The following is a 14,282-nucleotide window of genomic DNA, read 5'->3' as shown; positions in this document are numbered from 1 at the left end:
GATGGCGGGGTTTTGCATTAATGGTGTTTCCAGTCCGGGCCAGGACGCGGGTCGTCGTGACGATCGTGATGGTGGTCATCATGATGACGATCGTGATGCTCGTCATGTGGGCGCCAGTGATTATCGCGCCAGTCATAGTGAGCCTTCCACCAGTCATGGTCGCGCCAGCGACCACCATCCCAGTAGTGACCACGATTATCCTGATCGCCAATCTGCAGTTTTACCGCAGGGACGAGGGTGATTTCAGAGGCCTGAACCGCCATCGGAGCGACCAGCATCATTGAAAGCACCAGCAGAGCAGGTTTCAGTTTAGACATAGGTGACTCCTTATTCATTTACCCGATGTGGGCCGATGTAAGGAGAATACGTGAGGAGGACGGGGGATGTTATTCTCTGCAATCCTAATCGCTAAGTGACCGCATTTATTGGGAATTTCTGCTTTTTTACTGCTATTTTTCTCCTTAATTTCTCCATAAAAAAAGCCGGGTAAGTTTCACCTTACCCGGCCTGCACAGGAGGACAGAACCGTTATCCGCGCGTCATCATCAACTTACGCAGCGCGGCGAAATCCGCGGGCAGTTCATGCGAAAGCAGCGGCAGATCCGCACGCTCGGCCAGCTCTTTTGGCAGCGGCAGCGTTTCACCCAGAATCACTTCCACGCTCTCTTTGAACTTCGCCGGATGAGCCGTTCCCAGGAACAGGCCATACTCCCCCGGATTCAGCTGATCGCGCAGCGCACGGTAAGCGATCGCCGCATGCGGTTCAGAGGTGTACCCCGCCGCTTTCAGCTCACGCATAGTGGCTTTGGTGGTCTCATCCGTCACCGCGGCGTAACCCAGATCGCCCAGACGCCAGACCTTACGGCGGAACAGCTCTTCCACACGCGGCCAGTTGTTCGGCTGGCTTACGTCCATCGCATTCGAAAGCGTCGCCTGCGTGGCGTTCGGTGCCCATTTACCGTCTTTCAGGAAGCGCGGCACGGTGTCGTTGGCGTTGGTGGCGGCGATAAAGCGTTTTACCGGCAGGCCGAGCGATTTCGCCAGCAGGCCCGCCGTCAGGTCACCAAAGTTGCCGCTTGGTACGGAGACGACCAGCTGATTGCGCGCCTCCTGTGGCAGCTGTGCAACCGCTTCGAAGTAGTAGCAGATCTGCGCCAGCAGGCGGCTGATGTTAATGGAGTTCGCCGAGTTCAGACCCAGCGCCACTTTCAGCTCTTCATCATCGAAGGCCTGCTTGACCAGCGCCTGACAGGCATCGAAATCGCCGTCAATCGCCACGGTTTCAATGTTGCCCCCGAGCGTACAGAACAGTTTTTCCTGCAGCGGACTGATTTTGCCTTTCGGGTAGAGGATCACCACGCGAACGTTCTTCAGACCATAGAACGCATGGGCAACGGCCGCACCGGTATCGCCGGAGGTCGCCGTCAGAATCGTTACCGGTTTGTCGCCGCTGATGTGGGTCAGCATCTGCGCCATAAAGCGGCCACCGAAGTCTTTAAACGCCAGGGTTGGACCATGGAACAGCTCAAGGCAGCCGACATCCGGCTCAACCTGCTTAACCGGTGCCGGGAAAGCGAACGCTGCACGCACGCGCTCTTCCAGCAGCTCCTGCGGGATTTCATCGCCGATAAAGGCAGAGAGAATTTTAGTGCTGCGGGTGACAAAGTCCTGCTTCAGCAGTTCATCAATGTCGGTCAGCTGAAATTCCGGCAGGTCATGGGGGAAGAACAGCCCCTGATTTTTGCCCAGTCCCTGAGTCACCGCCTGCGCGAAGCTGACCTGCTCGTTATGATCTTTAAGGTTGTAGAGTTTCATTCGTTATCCCAGTACTCGTGCGCCAGCCGTGTCCAGACGGCAAATATGAACAAAGCCTTCCTGATTTTGCAGGTAGTGTTTAGAGAGCCAGTCCGCCACGCGCTGCGCCGTGTCTGGCTTATCGCACAGGGCGAACAGCGTCGGGCCGGAGCCGGAGATACCGCACGCCAGGGCGCCGGTATCCATTGACGCCTGTCGCGCCTCGTTAAAGCCAGGCAGCAGCTTAGTGCGGTACGGCTCGGCGATAACGTCTTTCATTAATTTTGCTGCCAGCTGCGGCTGACGGGTGTAGCAGGCGTGAATAAAGCCGGCCAGATGACGTCCGTGAGCGATACAGTCCTGACGACGATACTGCGCAGGCAGGATCGCACGCGCTTCAGCGGTGGATACCTTAATGCCGGGATAGGCCAGCACCCACAGCCACTCATCAAACCCTGGCACCTGCTGGCTGATGATGCCATTTTCTTCAATCATCAGCTGCATACCGCCGAGGAAGCAGGGGGCGACGTTGTCATAATGAATGCTGCCGGAGATGCGCCCTTCCAGCTCGCCCATTAACCCGAGCAGACGGTTATTATTCAGTGGCTTGCCGCAGTGCTCATTCATGGCCACCAGTCCGGCGACCACGGAGCAAGCGCTGGAACCCAGGCCAGAGCCAATCGGCATACTTTTTTCCAGCGTCATGGCGACCGGCACATTTTTGCCAATCTCCTGACAGAACCGCTCCCAGCACTGATAAACGATATTCTCGCGCGGGTCTGTCGGCAGTTTGCTGGCGAAGCGGCCCACGTTATTCAGGCTAAAGCTCTCTGCCGCTTCAACCGTTACCGTATCGCCCAGCAGCGAACCATCCACCGGCGTCACCGCCGCACCCAGCACATCAAATCCGACGCTCATATTGGCGCTGGAAGCCGGGGCATAAACTTTCACCATGTTAAACTCCTAACTTCCATGACAGGGTACGCAGCAAATCGGCAAATACACCCGCCGCGGTAACATCATTCCCTGCGCCATAGCCGCGAAGCACCAGCGGCAGTGGCTGATAATAGTGGCTGTAAAACGCGAGGGCGTTTTCGCCGTTTTTTACTTTGAACAGCGGGTCGTTGCCATCCACTTCAGCAATCTTCACGCGGCACATACCATCGTCTTCAATATTGCCAACATAGCGCAATACCTTACCTTCATCACGGGCTTTCGCAACGCGTGCGGCAAAGGCGTCGTCTAGCTGCGCTAAATTGGCCATAAAGGTGTTCACGTCACCGCTGTCGTCAAACCCGGCAGGCAGAACAGGCTCAATCACGATATCGGAAAGCTCCAGCTCACGGCCCGTTTCACGCACCAGTATGAGCAACTTACGCGCCACATCCATACCGGAGAGATCGTCTCGCGGATCCGGCTCGGTGTACCCCAGTTCACGCGCGGCACGGGTCGCTTCCGACAGGCTCATGCCCTCATCCAGCTTGCCGAAGATAAACGACAGCGAGCCGGAAAGAATGCCGGAGAAACGCTGCAGTTCATCCCCCGCGTTCAGCAGGTTTTGCAGGTTCTCGATCACCGGCAGGCCCGCGCCCACGTTGGTGTCGTAGAGGAACTTACGCCGTGACTTGCTCGCCGCCAGACGGAGCTGGTGATAGTAATCCATCGACGAGGTGTTGGCCTTTTTGTTTGGCGTCACCACGTGGAAACCTTCGCGCAGGAAATCGGCGTACTGATCGGCCACCGCCTGGTTCGAGGTACAGTCGACAATGACCGGGTTAAGCAGGTGATACTCTTTCACCAGGCGGATCAACCGGCCCAGATTAAAGGGCTCTTTGGCATCATTCAGCTCAGTCTGCCAGTTTTCCAGGTTCAGACCATGAACGTTGGTCAGCAGCGCTTTTGAGTTCGCGATACCGCACACGCGCAGATCAATGTGCTTTTTCTTCAACCACTCCTGCTGACGCTTCACCTGCTCCAGCAGCGCGCCACCCACACCGCCCACGCCAATCAGGAACAGCTCGATCACCTGATCGGTGTTGAACAGCATCTGATGAACCACGCGAACGCCGGTTGTTGCATCGTCGTTATCAACAACCACCGAGATTGAACGCTCAGATGACCCCTGGGCGATGGCCACAATGTTGATGTTGGCCCTGGCCAGCGCCGCAAAGAATTTGGCCGAGATACCGCGCAGCGTACGCATACCGTCGCCCACAACCGAGATAACCGCCAGGCGTTCCTGGATAGAAAGCGGCTCCAGCAGCTCTTCTTTCAGCTCAAGGTAAAACTCTTCTTCCAGCGCACGACGGGCGCGCAGACAATCCCCCTGCGGTACGCAGAAGCTGATGCTGTATTCAGAAGAGGACTGAGTGATCAGCACAACCGAGATACCGTTGCGGGACATGGCCGCGAAAACGCGGGCCGCCATACCGACCATGCCTTTCATTCCCGGGCCGGAAACGCTGAACATGGCCATATTGTTCAGGTTAGAAATGCCTTTCACCGGCAGGCCGTCTTCATCAGTACTGGCGCCAATCAGCGTGCCCGGCGCTTGCGGGTTACCGGTGTTTTTAATCAGGCAAGGGATCTGGAACTGGGCAATGGGAGAGATGGTGCGAGGGTGAAGAACTTTAGCGCCGAAGTAGGAAAGCTCCATCGCTTCCTGGTATGACATCGATTTCAGCAGCCTGGCGTCCGGTACCTGGCGCGGATCGCAGGTGTATACACCGTCGACGTCCGTCCAGATCTCACAACAGTCGGCGCGCAAACAGGCTGCCAGCACGGCAGCAGAGTAGTCGGAGCCGTTACGGCCCAGTACGACGAGTTCACCCTTCTCGTTTCCGGCGGTGAAGCCCGCCATCAGGATCATATGGTCAGACGGAATTTTGCTCGCGGCAATGCGGCGGGTTGATTCGGCTATATCAACGGTAGACTCGAGGTAGTGACCCACTGCCAGCAGTTTTTCAACGGGATCGATAACCGACACATTGTGGCCACGCGCTTCCAGCAGGCCCGCCATGATGGCAATCGACAATTTTTCACCACGGCAGATTAACGCCGCGTTGATGCTGTCCGGGCACTGACCTAAAAGGCTGATACCGTGCAGCACGTGTTTGATTTGGGCGAACTCTTGCTCAACAAACGATTTCAGCTGTGCGAGCGGGAAACCCGGCTGCGCCTCCGCCAGTCCCTGCAGCAGCTCAGCGAAGATACGCTCGGCGTCGCTTAAGTTCGGGAGTGCATCCTGGCCACCGATGGTCTTTTCAATCATCGCCACCAGGTGGTTGGTGATTTTTGCCGGGGCAGAGAGCACGGTCGCGACCTGCCCCTGCCTGGCGTTGCTCTCCAGGATATCGGCAACACGCAGAAAACGTTCTGCATTTGCCACTGATGTACCGCCGAACTTCAACACTCGCATGGTTCTACCTCGTTTCCTTTAGCCGAAAAAAAAGCCCGCACTGTTTGGGTGCGGGCTTTTTTCTGTTTTTCCTGTACGCGTCAGCCCGCATCATTTCCTGTGGTAATGATGATGGTTGTTGTAATGGTGGTGATGCTGATGCGTTTCATGGATGTTGTGTACTCTGTCATTATTATCTGTCTGTGCTGTATTCTTTTAGGGTTAAAGGATTGGGCACCTTAAGTCAATGAATTTTTAATTTGATCACAATTCGGGACGCTCTCACGTCCCGCTGCTTGCAGATTTATTTTCATCCGATTCTCCCAGACGCAACCCATCCGCACAGACGGATACGCCATAGTAAAAACTTATGACAGCATTTTACTCGGCCAATTTTTTTTCAATATCATGCAGCAAACGGTGCAACATTGCCGTGTCTCGCTGCTCAAGACGCCCAAGTCGCTGATGCAACCAGTCCGCCATTTTTTGATCTTCCGCGACACCGAGTTGTAATAACAGATGGTCAACGCGAGCGCGCAGTGCGGCCAGCTGGTTTTCATCTGCCCCTTCAGCCTGGGGTTGAGGAATTTGTATTAGGGAGGCTAATTGATAGCAATACACCATTACCGCCTGGCCTAAATTCAGCGACGGATAATCCGCCACCATCGGCGCACCGGTCAGGACGTCCGCCAACGCCAGCTCCTCGTTCGTCAGACCGGAATCTTCCCGCCCAAAGACCAGCGCGGCCTTCGTCAGCCACTGGCTTTTCTCCGTTAACATCGGCACCAGTTCCGCCGGCGTGGCGTAATAGTGGAACTTTGCCCGGCTGCGTGCCGTGGTCGCCACGGTAAAAGAAATGTCGTGCAGCGCAGCGGCGAGCGTGTCGTAAGTGGTTATATTATCGAGAATATCCCCTGAACCGTGCGCCACCCAACGGGCCGCGGGCTCGAGGTGCGCCTGGCTGTCCACGATGCGAAGATCGGTAAACCCCATGGTCTTCATGGCACGCGCCGCAGCGCCTATATTTTCGGCTCTGGCTGGGGCGACCAGTACAATCGACAGATGCATTTATGCTCTCTTTTTAATCAGTTAGCGGGTAAGAATGTGATGCACTTCAACATATTACGCGGCGCGAATTTACAAAAATGCAACACAAATCACCGAAATAGCGTTTCAGAACAAATTAAAAACGCTAAACTATTTTGTGGCTGAACAATCAGTTAGAATGTTAACAGAAGGCTATTATCCTTATGTTTTATAATGGTAATGACCTCATGAATACTCTTTTCTGATTGGATTCGTATCGTTTATAAATCAAGGTACGCAACTAGTTGGTTTATTGAAAAATTGTGACAAAGGCTAGCATTCGGCTACGATGATTTCATCAAACTGTTAACGTGCTACAATTGAACTTGATATATGTCAACGAAGCGTAGTTTTATTGGGTGTCTGGTGTCACTTAGCCTGTTATGTTGCTGTTAAAATGGTTAGGATGACAGCCGTTTTTGACACTGTCGGGTCCAAAGGGAAAGTACCCACGACCAAGCTAATGATGTTGTTGACGTTGATGGAAAGTGCATCAAGAACGCAATTACGTACTTTAGTCACGTTAGGCCGGTCATGTTAATTTGCGACATGCATCAGGCAGGTCAGGGACTTTTGTACTTCCTGTTTCGATTTAGTTGGCAATTTAGGTAGCAAACATGCAGACCCCGCACATTCTTATCGTTGAAGACGAGTTGGTAACACGCAACACGTTAAAGAGCATTTTCGAAGCAGAAGGCTACGATGTCTTTGAAGCGACCGATGGCGCAGAGATGCATCAGATCCTTTCTGAAAATGATATCAACCTGGTGATCATGGATATCAACCTGCCGGGCAAAAACGGCCTTCTTCTGGCGCGCGAACTGCGTGAACAGGCGAACGTCGCGTTAATGTTCCTGACAGGCCGTGATAACGAAGTTGATAAAATCCTTGGCCTGGAAATCGGTGCGGATGACTACATCACTAAACCGTTTAATCCACGCGAGTTAACCATTCGTGCACGCAACCTGCTGTCCCGCACCATGAACCTGGGCACGGTCAGCGAAGAGCGTCGTAGCGTAGACAGCTACAAGTTCAACGGCTGGGAACTTGATATCAATAGCCGTTCACTGATTAGCCCGAACGGTGAGCAGTATAAACTGCCGCGCAGTGAATTCCGCGCGATGCTGCACTTCTGTGAAAATCCGGGCAAAATTCAGTCCCGTGCAGAACTGCTGAAGAAAATGACCGGCCGTGAGCTGAAGCCGCACGACCGTACCGTAGACGTGACCATCCGTCGTATCCGTAAACATTTCGAATCTACGCCTGATACGCCGGAAATTATCGCCACTATTCACGGTGAAGGTTATCGTTTCTGCGGCGACCTGCAGGAGTAATCCGGCAACTGAAGTAAAAAAACGGCGCTTTCGCGCCGTTTTTTATTTCCAGACTCGCATCGTATCCGCATCAGGTTCAACGGGGGGGACGGGACGCTTCGGCTGAGAGAGCGAATACCAGTCAAGGTGACGCGTCAGGTACATGACCGCAAACAGTGCCATCGCCAGTACGGCAGCTCCCAGCAGCAACGCGCTGTCCTCAGAACGCAGCAGGAACCACATCACGACATCCAGCCCCAGCAGCGCCAGAATAAACACCCCGCTTCGCCTCCAGCTTTTCAGTACCGCCTGCAGGTACACACCATTCATCATCGCGCCGACAAGGCTTGCAATAATCCAGGCCGGCGTAAACCCGACATGCTCAGACAGGGCAAGTAAGACGAAATAGAACAGGACCAGCGACAACCCTACAAGCAGATACTGCATTGGGTGCAGACGCAATCCGGTAAGGGTTTCGAACACGAAGAAGGCCATAAACGTCAGGGCAATCAGTAAAATAGCGTACTTGATCGCGCGGTCTGTCAGCTGGTACTGATCCGCTGGCGTGGCAACCGTCACGCTAAAGGCCGGGATAGAACTCCATTCCGGTGACTCGCCCTCGGCGAACCAGCTTTGCATATTGTTAGCAAACCAGCTGCTCTGCCAGTTTGCCTGGAAACCAGACTCGCTAATCTGATGCTTAACAGGCAGATAGTATCCCATAAATCCCGGGTGCGGCCAGTTACTGCTCAGCGTCATTTCACTGTTACGCCCGACCGGCACCACCGCAAAACTGCCCGTCCCCGCCAGGTTAAACGACATATCAAGAGCGAGCGTTTTCGGCTCAAGGGCTTTATCACTCAGCGGAATATGAATACCGGCAAGTGTGCCATACACGCCGGTTCCCGGTTCTACGCTGAGCGTCTCACCGTTGATTTTTGCGACCTTCACCGTACCAATGCCCCGGGCATCACCCACGCCAATCACCAGGAATGGCTGCCCCAGCGTCATGGTTTCGCCCTTCAGCTGCGCCATTTTCTCCGTCGAAAACTGCGCTTTTATTTTGAGATCGGTGTTCCAGATTTGCCCGTCATAAATACCGATGCTTCTGGACTCCACGTGCTGATTTCCCTCAACGAGCAGAGATTCCGGCAGGATAAAGTGCAGGTAGCTTTTTTTGTATTCGACCTTTTTCTCATCCTCAAGTTTGTAAAAAACCTCGGTGACAGGAATGGCAATCAGCGGCCCTACCAGCTTTTGCGGCCCGCTGGTGCTTTGGCGAAGCGAGTGTTCAACATCGTTACGGTAGCTCTCACGCTCCGAAATCAGGTTACTGACCATAAAGAGCGGGACTAACAACAGCAGAATGCACCCCAGCAGGGTGCTTACTTTCCAGAACAGGGGGGATTTCATCATTACGTCTCCTTTGTGATGTGGAGAGCGTACCGGGGCTATGTGGGGCCAGTTTGAAGTTATGTGAAGTGACGGTGAAGTGTCAGCGTGGCTTTCATGCCGCCTTCTGGTTGGTTATGCAGAGCAATGTCCCCCTGATGCAGACGCGCCACCTCCTGCACGAATGCCAGACCCAGCCCGCTGCTTTTCAACCCGTTCTCGCGAGGGAGCGAGTAAAAACGTTCAAAAATACGCGCCATGGCATAGTCCGGGATCCCGCTTCCGCTGTCGCTTACGGTAAGCCGGATCTCGGTTGGCGTCTCCTCGGCAGCCAGCTGAAGCGTCCCGCCCTGCGGAGTAAAATCGATGGCGTTATCCAGCAAATTGCCCAGGGCCTGTTCAAGCAGCTCGGGGTCGCCCTGCACCTGCAGCGAAGTGGGCTGGCAGGTCAGGATGATATTTTTCGCCGTGATAACGGCGGAGCGTGAATCCGCAAGCCGTGAAAACAGCGTGCTGATACTCACGCTCACCGGCTCTATCTCTACCCGGTTTTCAAGACGCGCCTGAGAGAGCAGTTTTTCCACCAGCGACTGCATACGCGCGTTTTGCACCAGAATATTATCGATAAACCGCGCGGCCACCGCCGGCGGTGGCTGCTCATTAAGGATCTCTGCCGCGCCGCGGATTGCCGCCAGCGGGCTTTTGAGTTCGTGAGTAAGCGCATGCACATAATGCTCGATGTAATTCTTACCCTCGAGGCGAATGCGCATATTTTCCAGCGCCTGCGCCAGCTTTCGTAGCTCACTGCTGCCGGGGTTAGGCAGCGGGAGAGGCGTGTCCGTGGTCACCGCATCGGCATAGCGCGACAATCTGCCAATGGAACGATTGATCCATCCCGCCACCAGCAGACCAATCAGCAGGGCAATCCCGAGCAGTGCCCCACCCGCCCACAGGATCCGCCGCTCGCTACGGTGAATAACCGGCGCCATGGCGCTGTTAGGTTTTCCGACCGACAGCACGCCGATAATGTTGCCCCTGTCCATGACCGGTGCGGCAACATACATCACCGTACTTTCCGGATCGTCAGGGTTGCTCTGGGTGCTGCGCGCGCCATATTCCCCGCGAAGCGTCAGCCAGACGTCATTCCAGCGGGAGTAGTCTTTTCCTACCGCCAGGCCCGCCGAATCAAACACCACCTTGCCCGTGGCGTCGGTCATGTAGACGTGGTACTCGTTGCGGACTTTATGAATGCCGCCAATGTTGGCGCGAAACGGCCGCTGATGGAGCCGAGAAAAAGCCTGAGCCAGCTGGCCCTGCTGCGGATTGCCTGCGAGCAGGTCGTCTCGCCCCACTTCCGCCAGAAGGGTCGCGGTGTCAATCAGCGTGCCTTCGGTGGCTCTGCGCACGCCGGGCTTGACCTCCTGCACGAAGATAGACAGCACAAACCACGCGGCGATAGCGACAATCAGGAAATAGCCCAGCAGCAGACGCATGCCAATACGCATTAATAAAGCCCCAGACTGTAACCCATCCCGCGATGGGTACTGATGGGCGAAAGCCCGTCATTGACCGCGCGCAGCTTGGCGCGCAAGGTTTTGATATGCGTATCCACGGTACGATCGAAGCTATCGCCGTCTTCGCCCCACACTTTGTCCATAAGCTGCTGGCGAGAAAAGACCCGGCCCGGCGCCTGCAACAATGTTTTGAGCAGCAGGAATTCGTAGCGCGTGAGCGGTAAAGGCTCCCCATACCAGCTGATTCTGGCGGCGGGTTCGTTCAGTTCAAACTGCCCGATACGCACGATCTCGGCAGGGGCGGTGGATTTTTGTAACCGCCGTAGAATAGTCCTCACCCGGGCACAGACTTCACGCGGGGAGAAGGGTTTAGCGACATAATCATCCGCGCCCATCTCCAGCCCGAGCAGCTTATCCACCTCGTCACTTCGCGCCGTCAGGAACAGGATCGGCAGTGACGGATGCTGCGCCAGAAGCTGGCGGCAGAGTTCAAAGCCGCTGATGTCAGGCAACCCGACATCCAGAATCGCCAGCGCGGGAACCTGCCGCCGCGCCTCTTCCAGTACCGGTAACCCACGCCCGAAAGCCTTCACCGCAAACCCCTCCTGCTGAAGCATGTAGAGTAGCGTGTCGGCAATACTGATTTCGTCCTCAACCAGCCAGACCAGAGGTTGCTGCATGATTCATCCCTGAATTAGTGCCATGGCATGATCGGCACGGCGCTGATGGCGTTTTTCGGTGAGCCTTCAACCACTTTGTCGGAATAGGCCAGATAGGCGAGCGTGTTGCGTTTGGCGTCATAAAAACGCACCACCTGCAGCTTTTTAAACACCAGCGAGGTCCGTTTCTGGAACACAACGTCGCCCTGCGCTTTGCCGTTTTTGATTTTGTCACTCAACTCCACAGGACCGACCTGCTGGCAGGAGATTGCCGCATCGGAGGTATCTTCAGCCAGCCCAAGCCCGCCTTTAATGCCCCCGGTTTTCGCCCGACTAACGTAGCAGGTGACGTTTTTCACGTCCGGATCGTCAAACGCCTCCACCACAATCTTGTGGTCCGGGCCGAACACTTTGAAAACGGTATCGACAGAACCAATCTGTTCCGCCTGCGCGGCGTGCCCCACCGTCAACATCAGGGCAGTGAAGATCAAAGTCTTGTATTTCATATTGTTACCATTTTTAAGAATTACGCTGAGCGATTATTCAACACTGTAGACAAAAATGTAGCAAGATCACAGGATTAGAATATATTCACCCAAAACGAGGAACAAAAGGCATTAATGAGCAAAAAAAACACTGAATGCTAAAACATCAAAAAATGCTATTATCCGCTAACCTGTTATCAGGCACCTGCTGTTTTAAGGATGAGGATAGTATATGGATCAGGCTGGAATTATTCGCGACCTGCTCACCTGGCTGGAAGGTCACCTCGACCAGCCTTTGTCACTGGATAATGTGGCGGCTAAAGCAGGCTATTCCAAGTGGCATCTGCAAAGGATGTTCAAGGATGTCACCGGTCATGCTATCGGGGCCTATATCCGCGCACGTCGTCTGTCAAAATCAGCGGTGGCATTACGCCTGACCGCGCGGCCGATTCTGGATATTGCACTGCAATATCGTTTCGACTCGCAGCAAACCTTTACCCGCGCCTTTAAAAAACAGTTCTCGTTAACGCCAGCGCTCTATCGCCGCTCGCCTGACTGGAGCTCGTTTGGCATGCGTCCGCCGTTGCGTCTGGGTGAGTTTGCAATGCCGAAATATGAATTTATCACCCTGCCAGAAACGCACCTGATTGGTACGACGCAAAGCTACTCCTGTTCGCTGGAGCAGATTTCAGAATTCCGTCATCAGATGCGCGTTCAGTTCTGGCGCGACTTCCTGAGCCATGCACCGGCGATCCCGCCCATCCTGTATGGTCTCAACGAAACGCACCCAAGCCAGGAAAAAGACGACGAGCAGGAGGTGTTCTACACCACCGCGTTAACGCCAGAGCTGGCGAATGGCTATATTCAGGGTTCAAAGCCCGTGGTGCTGGAAGGCGGCGAATACGTGATGTTCGCTTATGAAGGGCTGGGAACGGGTGTACAGGAATTTATCCTGACCGTTTACGGAACCTGCATGCCAATGCTGAACCTGAATCGCCGTAAAGGTCAGGATATTGAGCGCTACTATCCGGCAAGCGATGCTAAACCGGAAGAAGGCCCCATCAATCTGCGTATGGAATTCTTAATTCCGATACGTCGTTAACGCTGAAGTTCGTCAAGTGCAGGGGCATCAAGATGCGAAATGTCCCCTGCCATCTCTACGACCCAACCTGACGCCAGCCACGCGCTTTCCTGATAGTCGATACGGGAAATAGAGCAGTTGCGCAGACGCAAACGGCGCTCTGCATACGCAGGTAACCCCAGAATCGTGCTCACCAGGCAGCCCAGCGCAATACCGTGACTCACCAGCAGCGGACGGCTCCCGGCCGGAAGCTTCAGGCATTCCGCCAGCGCGGCATGCATGCGCACGCTCAGCTCCTGCATGGATTCGCCTTCCGGAATACGGCCATCTTCGGTGCCGTTGACCAGCGTGCGACGCCAGCCCTCTTCCGTTTCCGTCAGCGTATCGATATGCCGTTTTTCCAGCACGCCCATATCCAGCTCGCGCAGACGCGGCTCGATCATGACATCACAACCACAGGCATCGGCAATGATGCGCGCCGTCTGCTGTGTGCGACCTAAGTCGCTGGTGATAACATGCGTAATGCCCAGCGTTCTGGCGCGTTCTGCCACCTGCCACGCCTGCTGCACACCCTTTTCAGTAAGAGGACTGTCTGACTGGCCTTGAATACGTCGCTCGGCGTTCCACTGCGTCTCACCGTGGCGAACAAGGTATACCTGTAACATGCTTTTTTTCCGTTATACTGCGATGAGTTTTTTTTGAATCGAGCTTAATTATGCACCATGTTGTCTCTGCTACCACCAATCCTGCCAAAATTCAGGCAATTCTAAGGGCATTCGAAGAGATTTTCGGCGAAGGATCCTGCCATATTGATGCCATCGGCGTCGAGAGCGGCGTGCCTGAACAGCCGTTTGGCAGCGAGGAAACGCGCGCTGGCGCACGAAATCGCGTGGCAAACGCCAGGGCTGCCGCACCGGATGCTGACTTCTGGGTGGCAATTGAAGCGGGTATCGACGAAGGCGCGACGTTCAGCTGGGTGGTCATCGAGAACCGTGAACAGCGTGGAGAAGCGCGTTCAGCAACCCTGCCGCTGCCAAAAATCATTCTGGAAAAAGTGTCCGCGGGTGAAGCGCTCGGGCCGGTGATGTCTCAGTACACCGGCATCGATGAAATTGGCCGCAAAGAAGGCGCGATTGGCGTCTTTACCGCTGGCGCGCTGACGCGTTCAGGCGTTTACCACCAGGCGGTGATTCTGGCCCTGAGCCCGTTCCATAACGTGATTTATCGCTGAGCGCCCAGCAGCACAGACTCCAGCCACTGACGCAGTTCCACCGGCGCGGATTTCAGGCTGTTCGATCCGCGGGTGATCGTTGCGATACCCGCGCCCAGCTCATTTTTAAGCTCACGCTGGCTCATCTCACCGCGCAACAGCTCTTCGATGATCCGCACGCGTGTGCCCAGGGCTTCACGCTCATCCGGCGTCAGCATCAGCTGTAATAAAGGCAAATGCAGATCCTGGTCGTAAGACTGGCGGAGCAACTCCACAAAACGAAGCCACTCCTGATGACGTTGTTCGGCCATTGCCGAGGAATACGGGGAATGCTGGGTCATGTTATGTCGC

16 protein-coding genes and 1 other annotated feature are annotated in these 14,282 nt (G+C 54.9%); of the genes, 3 read left to right on the top strand and 13 right to left on the bottom strand.

What is annotated here, in order from left to right; genetic code table 11:
* Positions 1 to 17: 17 nt before the first annotated feature.
* The 7 genes from L462_RS01150 to yjjY all read right to left on the bottom strand — a co-directional run bounded on the left by L462_RS01150 (position 18) and on the right by yjjY (position 6,799).
* Positions 18 to 317: a DUF2502 domain-containing protein gene (locus L462_RS01150; protein ID WP_020882537.1), complete on the bottom strand. Its 300-nt coding sequence runs from the start codon at positions 315 to 317 to the stop codon at positions 18 to 20.
* A gap of 211 nt (positions 318 to 528) precedes the next feature.
* Entirely contained in the window at positions 529 to 1,815 is a 1,287-nt protein-coding gene (gene thrC / locus L462_RS01155; RefSeq protein ID WP_032679598.1) for a threonine synthase, read from the bottom strand.
* A gap of 3 nt (positions 1,816 to 1,818) precedes the next feature.
* Positions 1,819 to 2,748 carry a homoserine kinase gene (gene thrB / locus L462_RS01160; protein WP_014168558.1) on the bottom strand — a complete coding sequence of 310 codons (930 nt, stop codon included), beginning with the start codon at positions 2,746 to 2,748 and terminating at the stop codon, positions 1,819 to 1,821.
* A gap of 1 nt (position 2,749) precedes the next feature.
* Entirely contained in the window at positions 2,750 to 5,212 is a 2,463-nt protein-coding gene (gene thrA / locus L462_RS01165) for a bifunctional aspartate kinase/homoserine dehydrogenase I (protein ID WP_032679597.1), read from the bottom strand.
* Between the two features lie 24 nt (positions 5,213 to 5,236).
* Positions 5,237 to 5,354 (bottom strand) — a sequence feature (Thr leader region).
* A complete protein-coding gene (gene thrL / locus L462_RS24790) occupies positions 5,293 to 5,361 on the bottom strand; it encodes a thr operon leader peptide (protein WP_015572623.1) in 69 nt (22 codons plus the stop codon). (Overlaps the previous feature by 62 nt.)
* A gap of 211 nt (positions 5,362 to 5,572) precedes the next feature.
* Positions 5,573 to 6,259, bottom strand: coding sequence for a tRNA/rRNA methyltransferase (locus tag L462_RS01170; protein WP_032679596.1), 687 nt, complete (start codon positions 6,257 to 6,259; stop codon positions 5,573 to 5,575).
* A 399-nt stretch (positions 6,260 to 6,658) separates the two neighbouring features.
* Positions 6,659 to 6,799 (bottom strand): YjjY family protein, encoded by a 141-nt coding sequence (gene yjjY / locus L462_RS25265; RefSeq protein ID WP_001541509.1) that lies wholly within the window; start codon positions 6,797 to 6,799, stop codon positions 6,659 to 6,661.
* Between the two features lie 95 nt (positions 6,800 to 6,894).
* On the opposite strand from yjjY, the gene arcA reads away from it, so the two are divergent.
* Complete coding sequence (arcA, locus tag L462_RS01175; RefSeq protein ID WP_003856501.1) at positions 6,895 to 7,611, top strand: two-component system response regulator ArcA; 717 nt, start codon at positions 6,895 to 6,897, stop codon at positions 7,609 to 7,611.
* 42 nt (positions 7,612 to 7,653) lie between these two features.
* On the opposite strand, the gene creD is transcribed toward arcA, so the two are convergent.
* From creD to creA, 4 genes are read right to left on the bottom strand one after another with little or no spacing between them, the layout of a single operon-like run.
* The gene (gene creD / locus L462_RS01180; protein WP_032679595.1) at positions 7,654 to 9,006 is read right to left on the bottom strand and encodes a cell envelope integrity protein CreD; all 1,353 of its coding nucleotides are present in this window, start codon (positions 9,004 to 9,006) and stop codon (positions 7,654 to 7,656) included.
* Positions 9,007 to 9,062: 56 nt separating this feature from the next.
* A complete protein-coding gene (gene creC, locus L462_RS01185; RefSeq protein WP_032679594.1) occupies positions 9,063 to 10,487 on the bottom strand; it encodes a two-component system sensor histidine kinase CreC in 1,425 nt (474 codons plus the stop codon).
* Positions 10,487 to 11,176: a two-component system response regulator CreB gene (creB, locus tag L462_RS01190; RefSeq protein WP_014168553.1), complete on the bottom strand. Its 690-nt coding sequence runs from the start codon at positions 11,174 to 11,176 to the stop codon at positions 10,487 to 10,489. Before creB ends, creC begins: the two co-directional genes overlap by 1 nt.
* A gap of 14 nt (positions 11,177 to 11,190) precedes the next feature.
* Positions 11,191 to 11,661: a protein CreA gene (creA, locus tag L462_RS01195; RefSeq protein ID WP_014168552.1), complete on the bottom strand. Its 471-nt coding sequence runs from the start codon at positions 11,659 to 11,661 to the stop codon at positions 11,191 to 11,193.
* Between the two features lie 211 nt (positions 11,662 to 11,872).
* Here creA and robA point away from each other — a divergent pair, with 211 nt between their 5' ends.
* Positions 11,873 to 12,742, top strand: coding sequence for an MDR efflux pump AcrAB transcriptional activator RobA (robA, locus tag L462_RS01200; protein WP_014168551.1), 870 nt, complete (start codon positions 11,873 to 11,875; stop codon positions 12,740 to 12,742).
* Here the strand turns inward: robA and gpmB are convergent.
* A complete protein-coding gene (gene gpmB, locus L462_RS01205) occupies positions 12,739 to 13,386 on the bottom strand; it encodes a 2,3-diphosphoglycerate-dependent phosphoglycerate mutase GpmB (RefSeq protein ID WP_014168550.1) in 648 nt (215 codons plus the stop codon). The two genes, robA and gpmB, sit on opposite strands and share 4 nt — an antisense overlap.
* Before the next feature lie 50 nt (positions 13,387 to 13,436).
* On the opposite strand from gpmB, the gene yjjX reads away from it, so the two are divergent.
* Complete coding sequence (gene yjjX, locus L462_RS01210) at positions 13,437 to 13,952, top strand: inosine/xanthosine triphosphatase (RefSeq protein WP_032679593.1); 516 nt, start codon at positions 13,437 to 13,439, stop codon at positions 13,950 to 13,952.
* Here yjjX and trpR read toward each other — a convergent pair.
* Positions 13,943 to 14,272 (bottom strand): trp operon repressor, encoded by a 330-nt coding sequence (trpR, locus tag L462_RS01215; protein WP_020885267.1) that lies wholly within the window; start codon positions 14,270 to 14,272, stop codon positions 13,943 to 13,945. The two genes, yjjX and trpR, sit on opposite strands and share 10 nt — an antisense overlap.
* Positions 14,273 to 14,282: the final 10 nt, after the last annotated feature.

Source organism: Enterobacter sp. BIDMC 26 (assembly GCF_000534435.1).
Taxonomy (GTDB): domain Bacteria; phylum Pseudomonadota; class Gammaproteobacteria; order Enterobacterales; family Enterobacteriaceae; genus Enterobacter; species Enterobacter ludwigii.
The sequence above is the reverse complement of the archived record's forward strand: the minus strand, read 5'-3'. Positions and strand labels throughout refer to the sequence as shown.

Excerpts from the sequence above, each read along its gene's own strand:
- L462_RS01150 (WP_020882537.1), bottom strand. The coding sequence starts at position 317 with ATGTCTAAACTGAAACCTGCTCTGCTGGTGCTTTCAATGATGCTGGTC.
- thrC (WP_032679598.1), bottom strand. The coding sequence starts at position 1,815 with ATGAAACTCTACAACCTTAAAGATCATAACGAGCAGGTCAGCTTCGCG.
- thrB (WP_014168558.1), bottom strand. The coding sequence starts at position 2,748 with ATGGTGAAAGTTTATGCCCCGGCTTCCAGCGCCAATATGAGCGTCGGA.
- thrA (WP_032679597.1), bottom strand. The coding sequence starts at position 5,212 with ATGCGAGTGTTGAAGTTCGGCGGTACATCAGTGGCAAATGCAGAACGT.
- L462_RS01170 (WP_032679596.1), bottom strand. The coding sequence starts at position 6,259 with ATGCATCTGTCGATTGTACTGGTCGCCCCAGCCAGAGCCGAAAATATA.
- arcA (WP_003856501.1), top strand. The coding sequence starts at position 6,895 with ATGCAGACCCCGCACATTCTTATCGTTGAAGACGAGTTGGTAACACGC.
- creD (WP_032679595.1), bottom strand. The coding sequence starts at position 9,006 with ATGATGAAATCCCCCCTGTTCTGGAAAGTAAGCACCCTGCTGGGGTGC.
- creC (WP_032679594.1), bottom strand. The coding sequence starts at position 10,487 with ATGCGTATTGGCATGCGTCTGCTGCTGGGCTATTTCCTGATTGTCGCT.
- creB (WP_014168553.1), bottom strand. The coding sequence starts at position 11,176 with ATGCAGCAACCTCTGGTCTGGCTGGTTGAGGACGAAATCAGTATTGCC.
- creA (WP_014168552.1), bottom strand. The coding sequence starts at position 11,661 with ATGAAATACAAGACTTTGATCTTCACTGCCCTGATGTTGACGGTGGGG.
- robA (WP_014168551.1), top strand. The coding sequence starts at position 11,873 with ATGGATCAGGCTGGAATTATTCGCGACCTGCTCACCTGGCTGGAAGGT.
- gpmB (WP_014168550.1), bottom strand. The coding sequence starts at position 13,386 with ATGTTACAGGTATACCTTGTTCGCCACGGTGAGACGCAGTGGAACGCC.
- yjjX (WP_032679593.1), top strand. The coding sequence starts at position 13,437 with ATGCACCATGTTGTCTCTGCTACCACCAATCCTGCCAAAATTCAGGCA.
- trpR (WP_020885267.1), bottom strand. The coding sequence starts at position 14,272 with ATGACCCAGCATTCCCCGTATTCCTCGGCAATGGCCGAACAACGTCAT.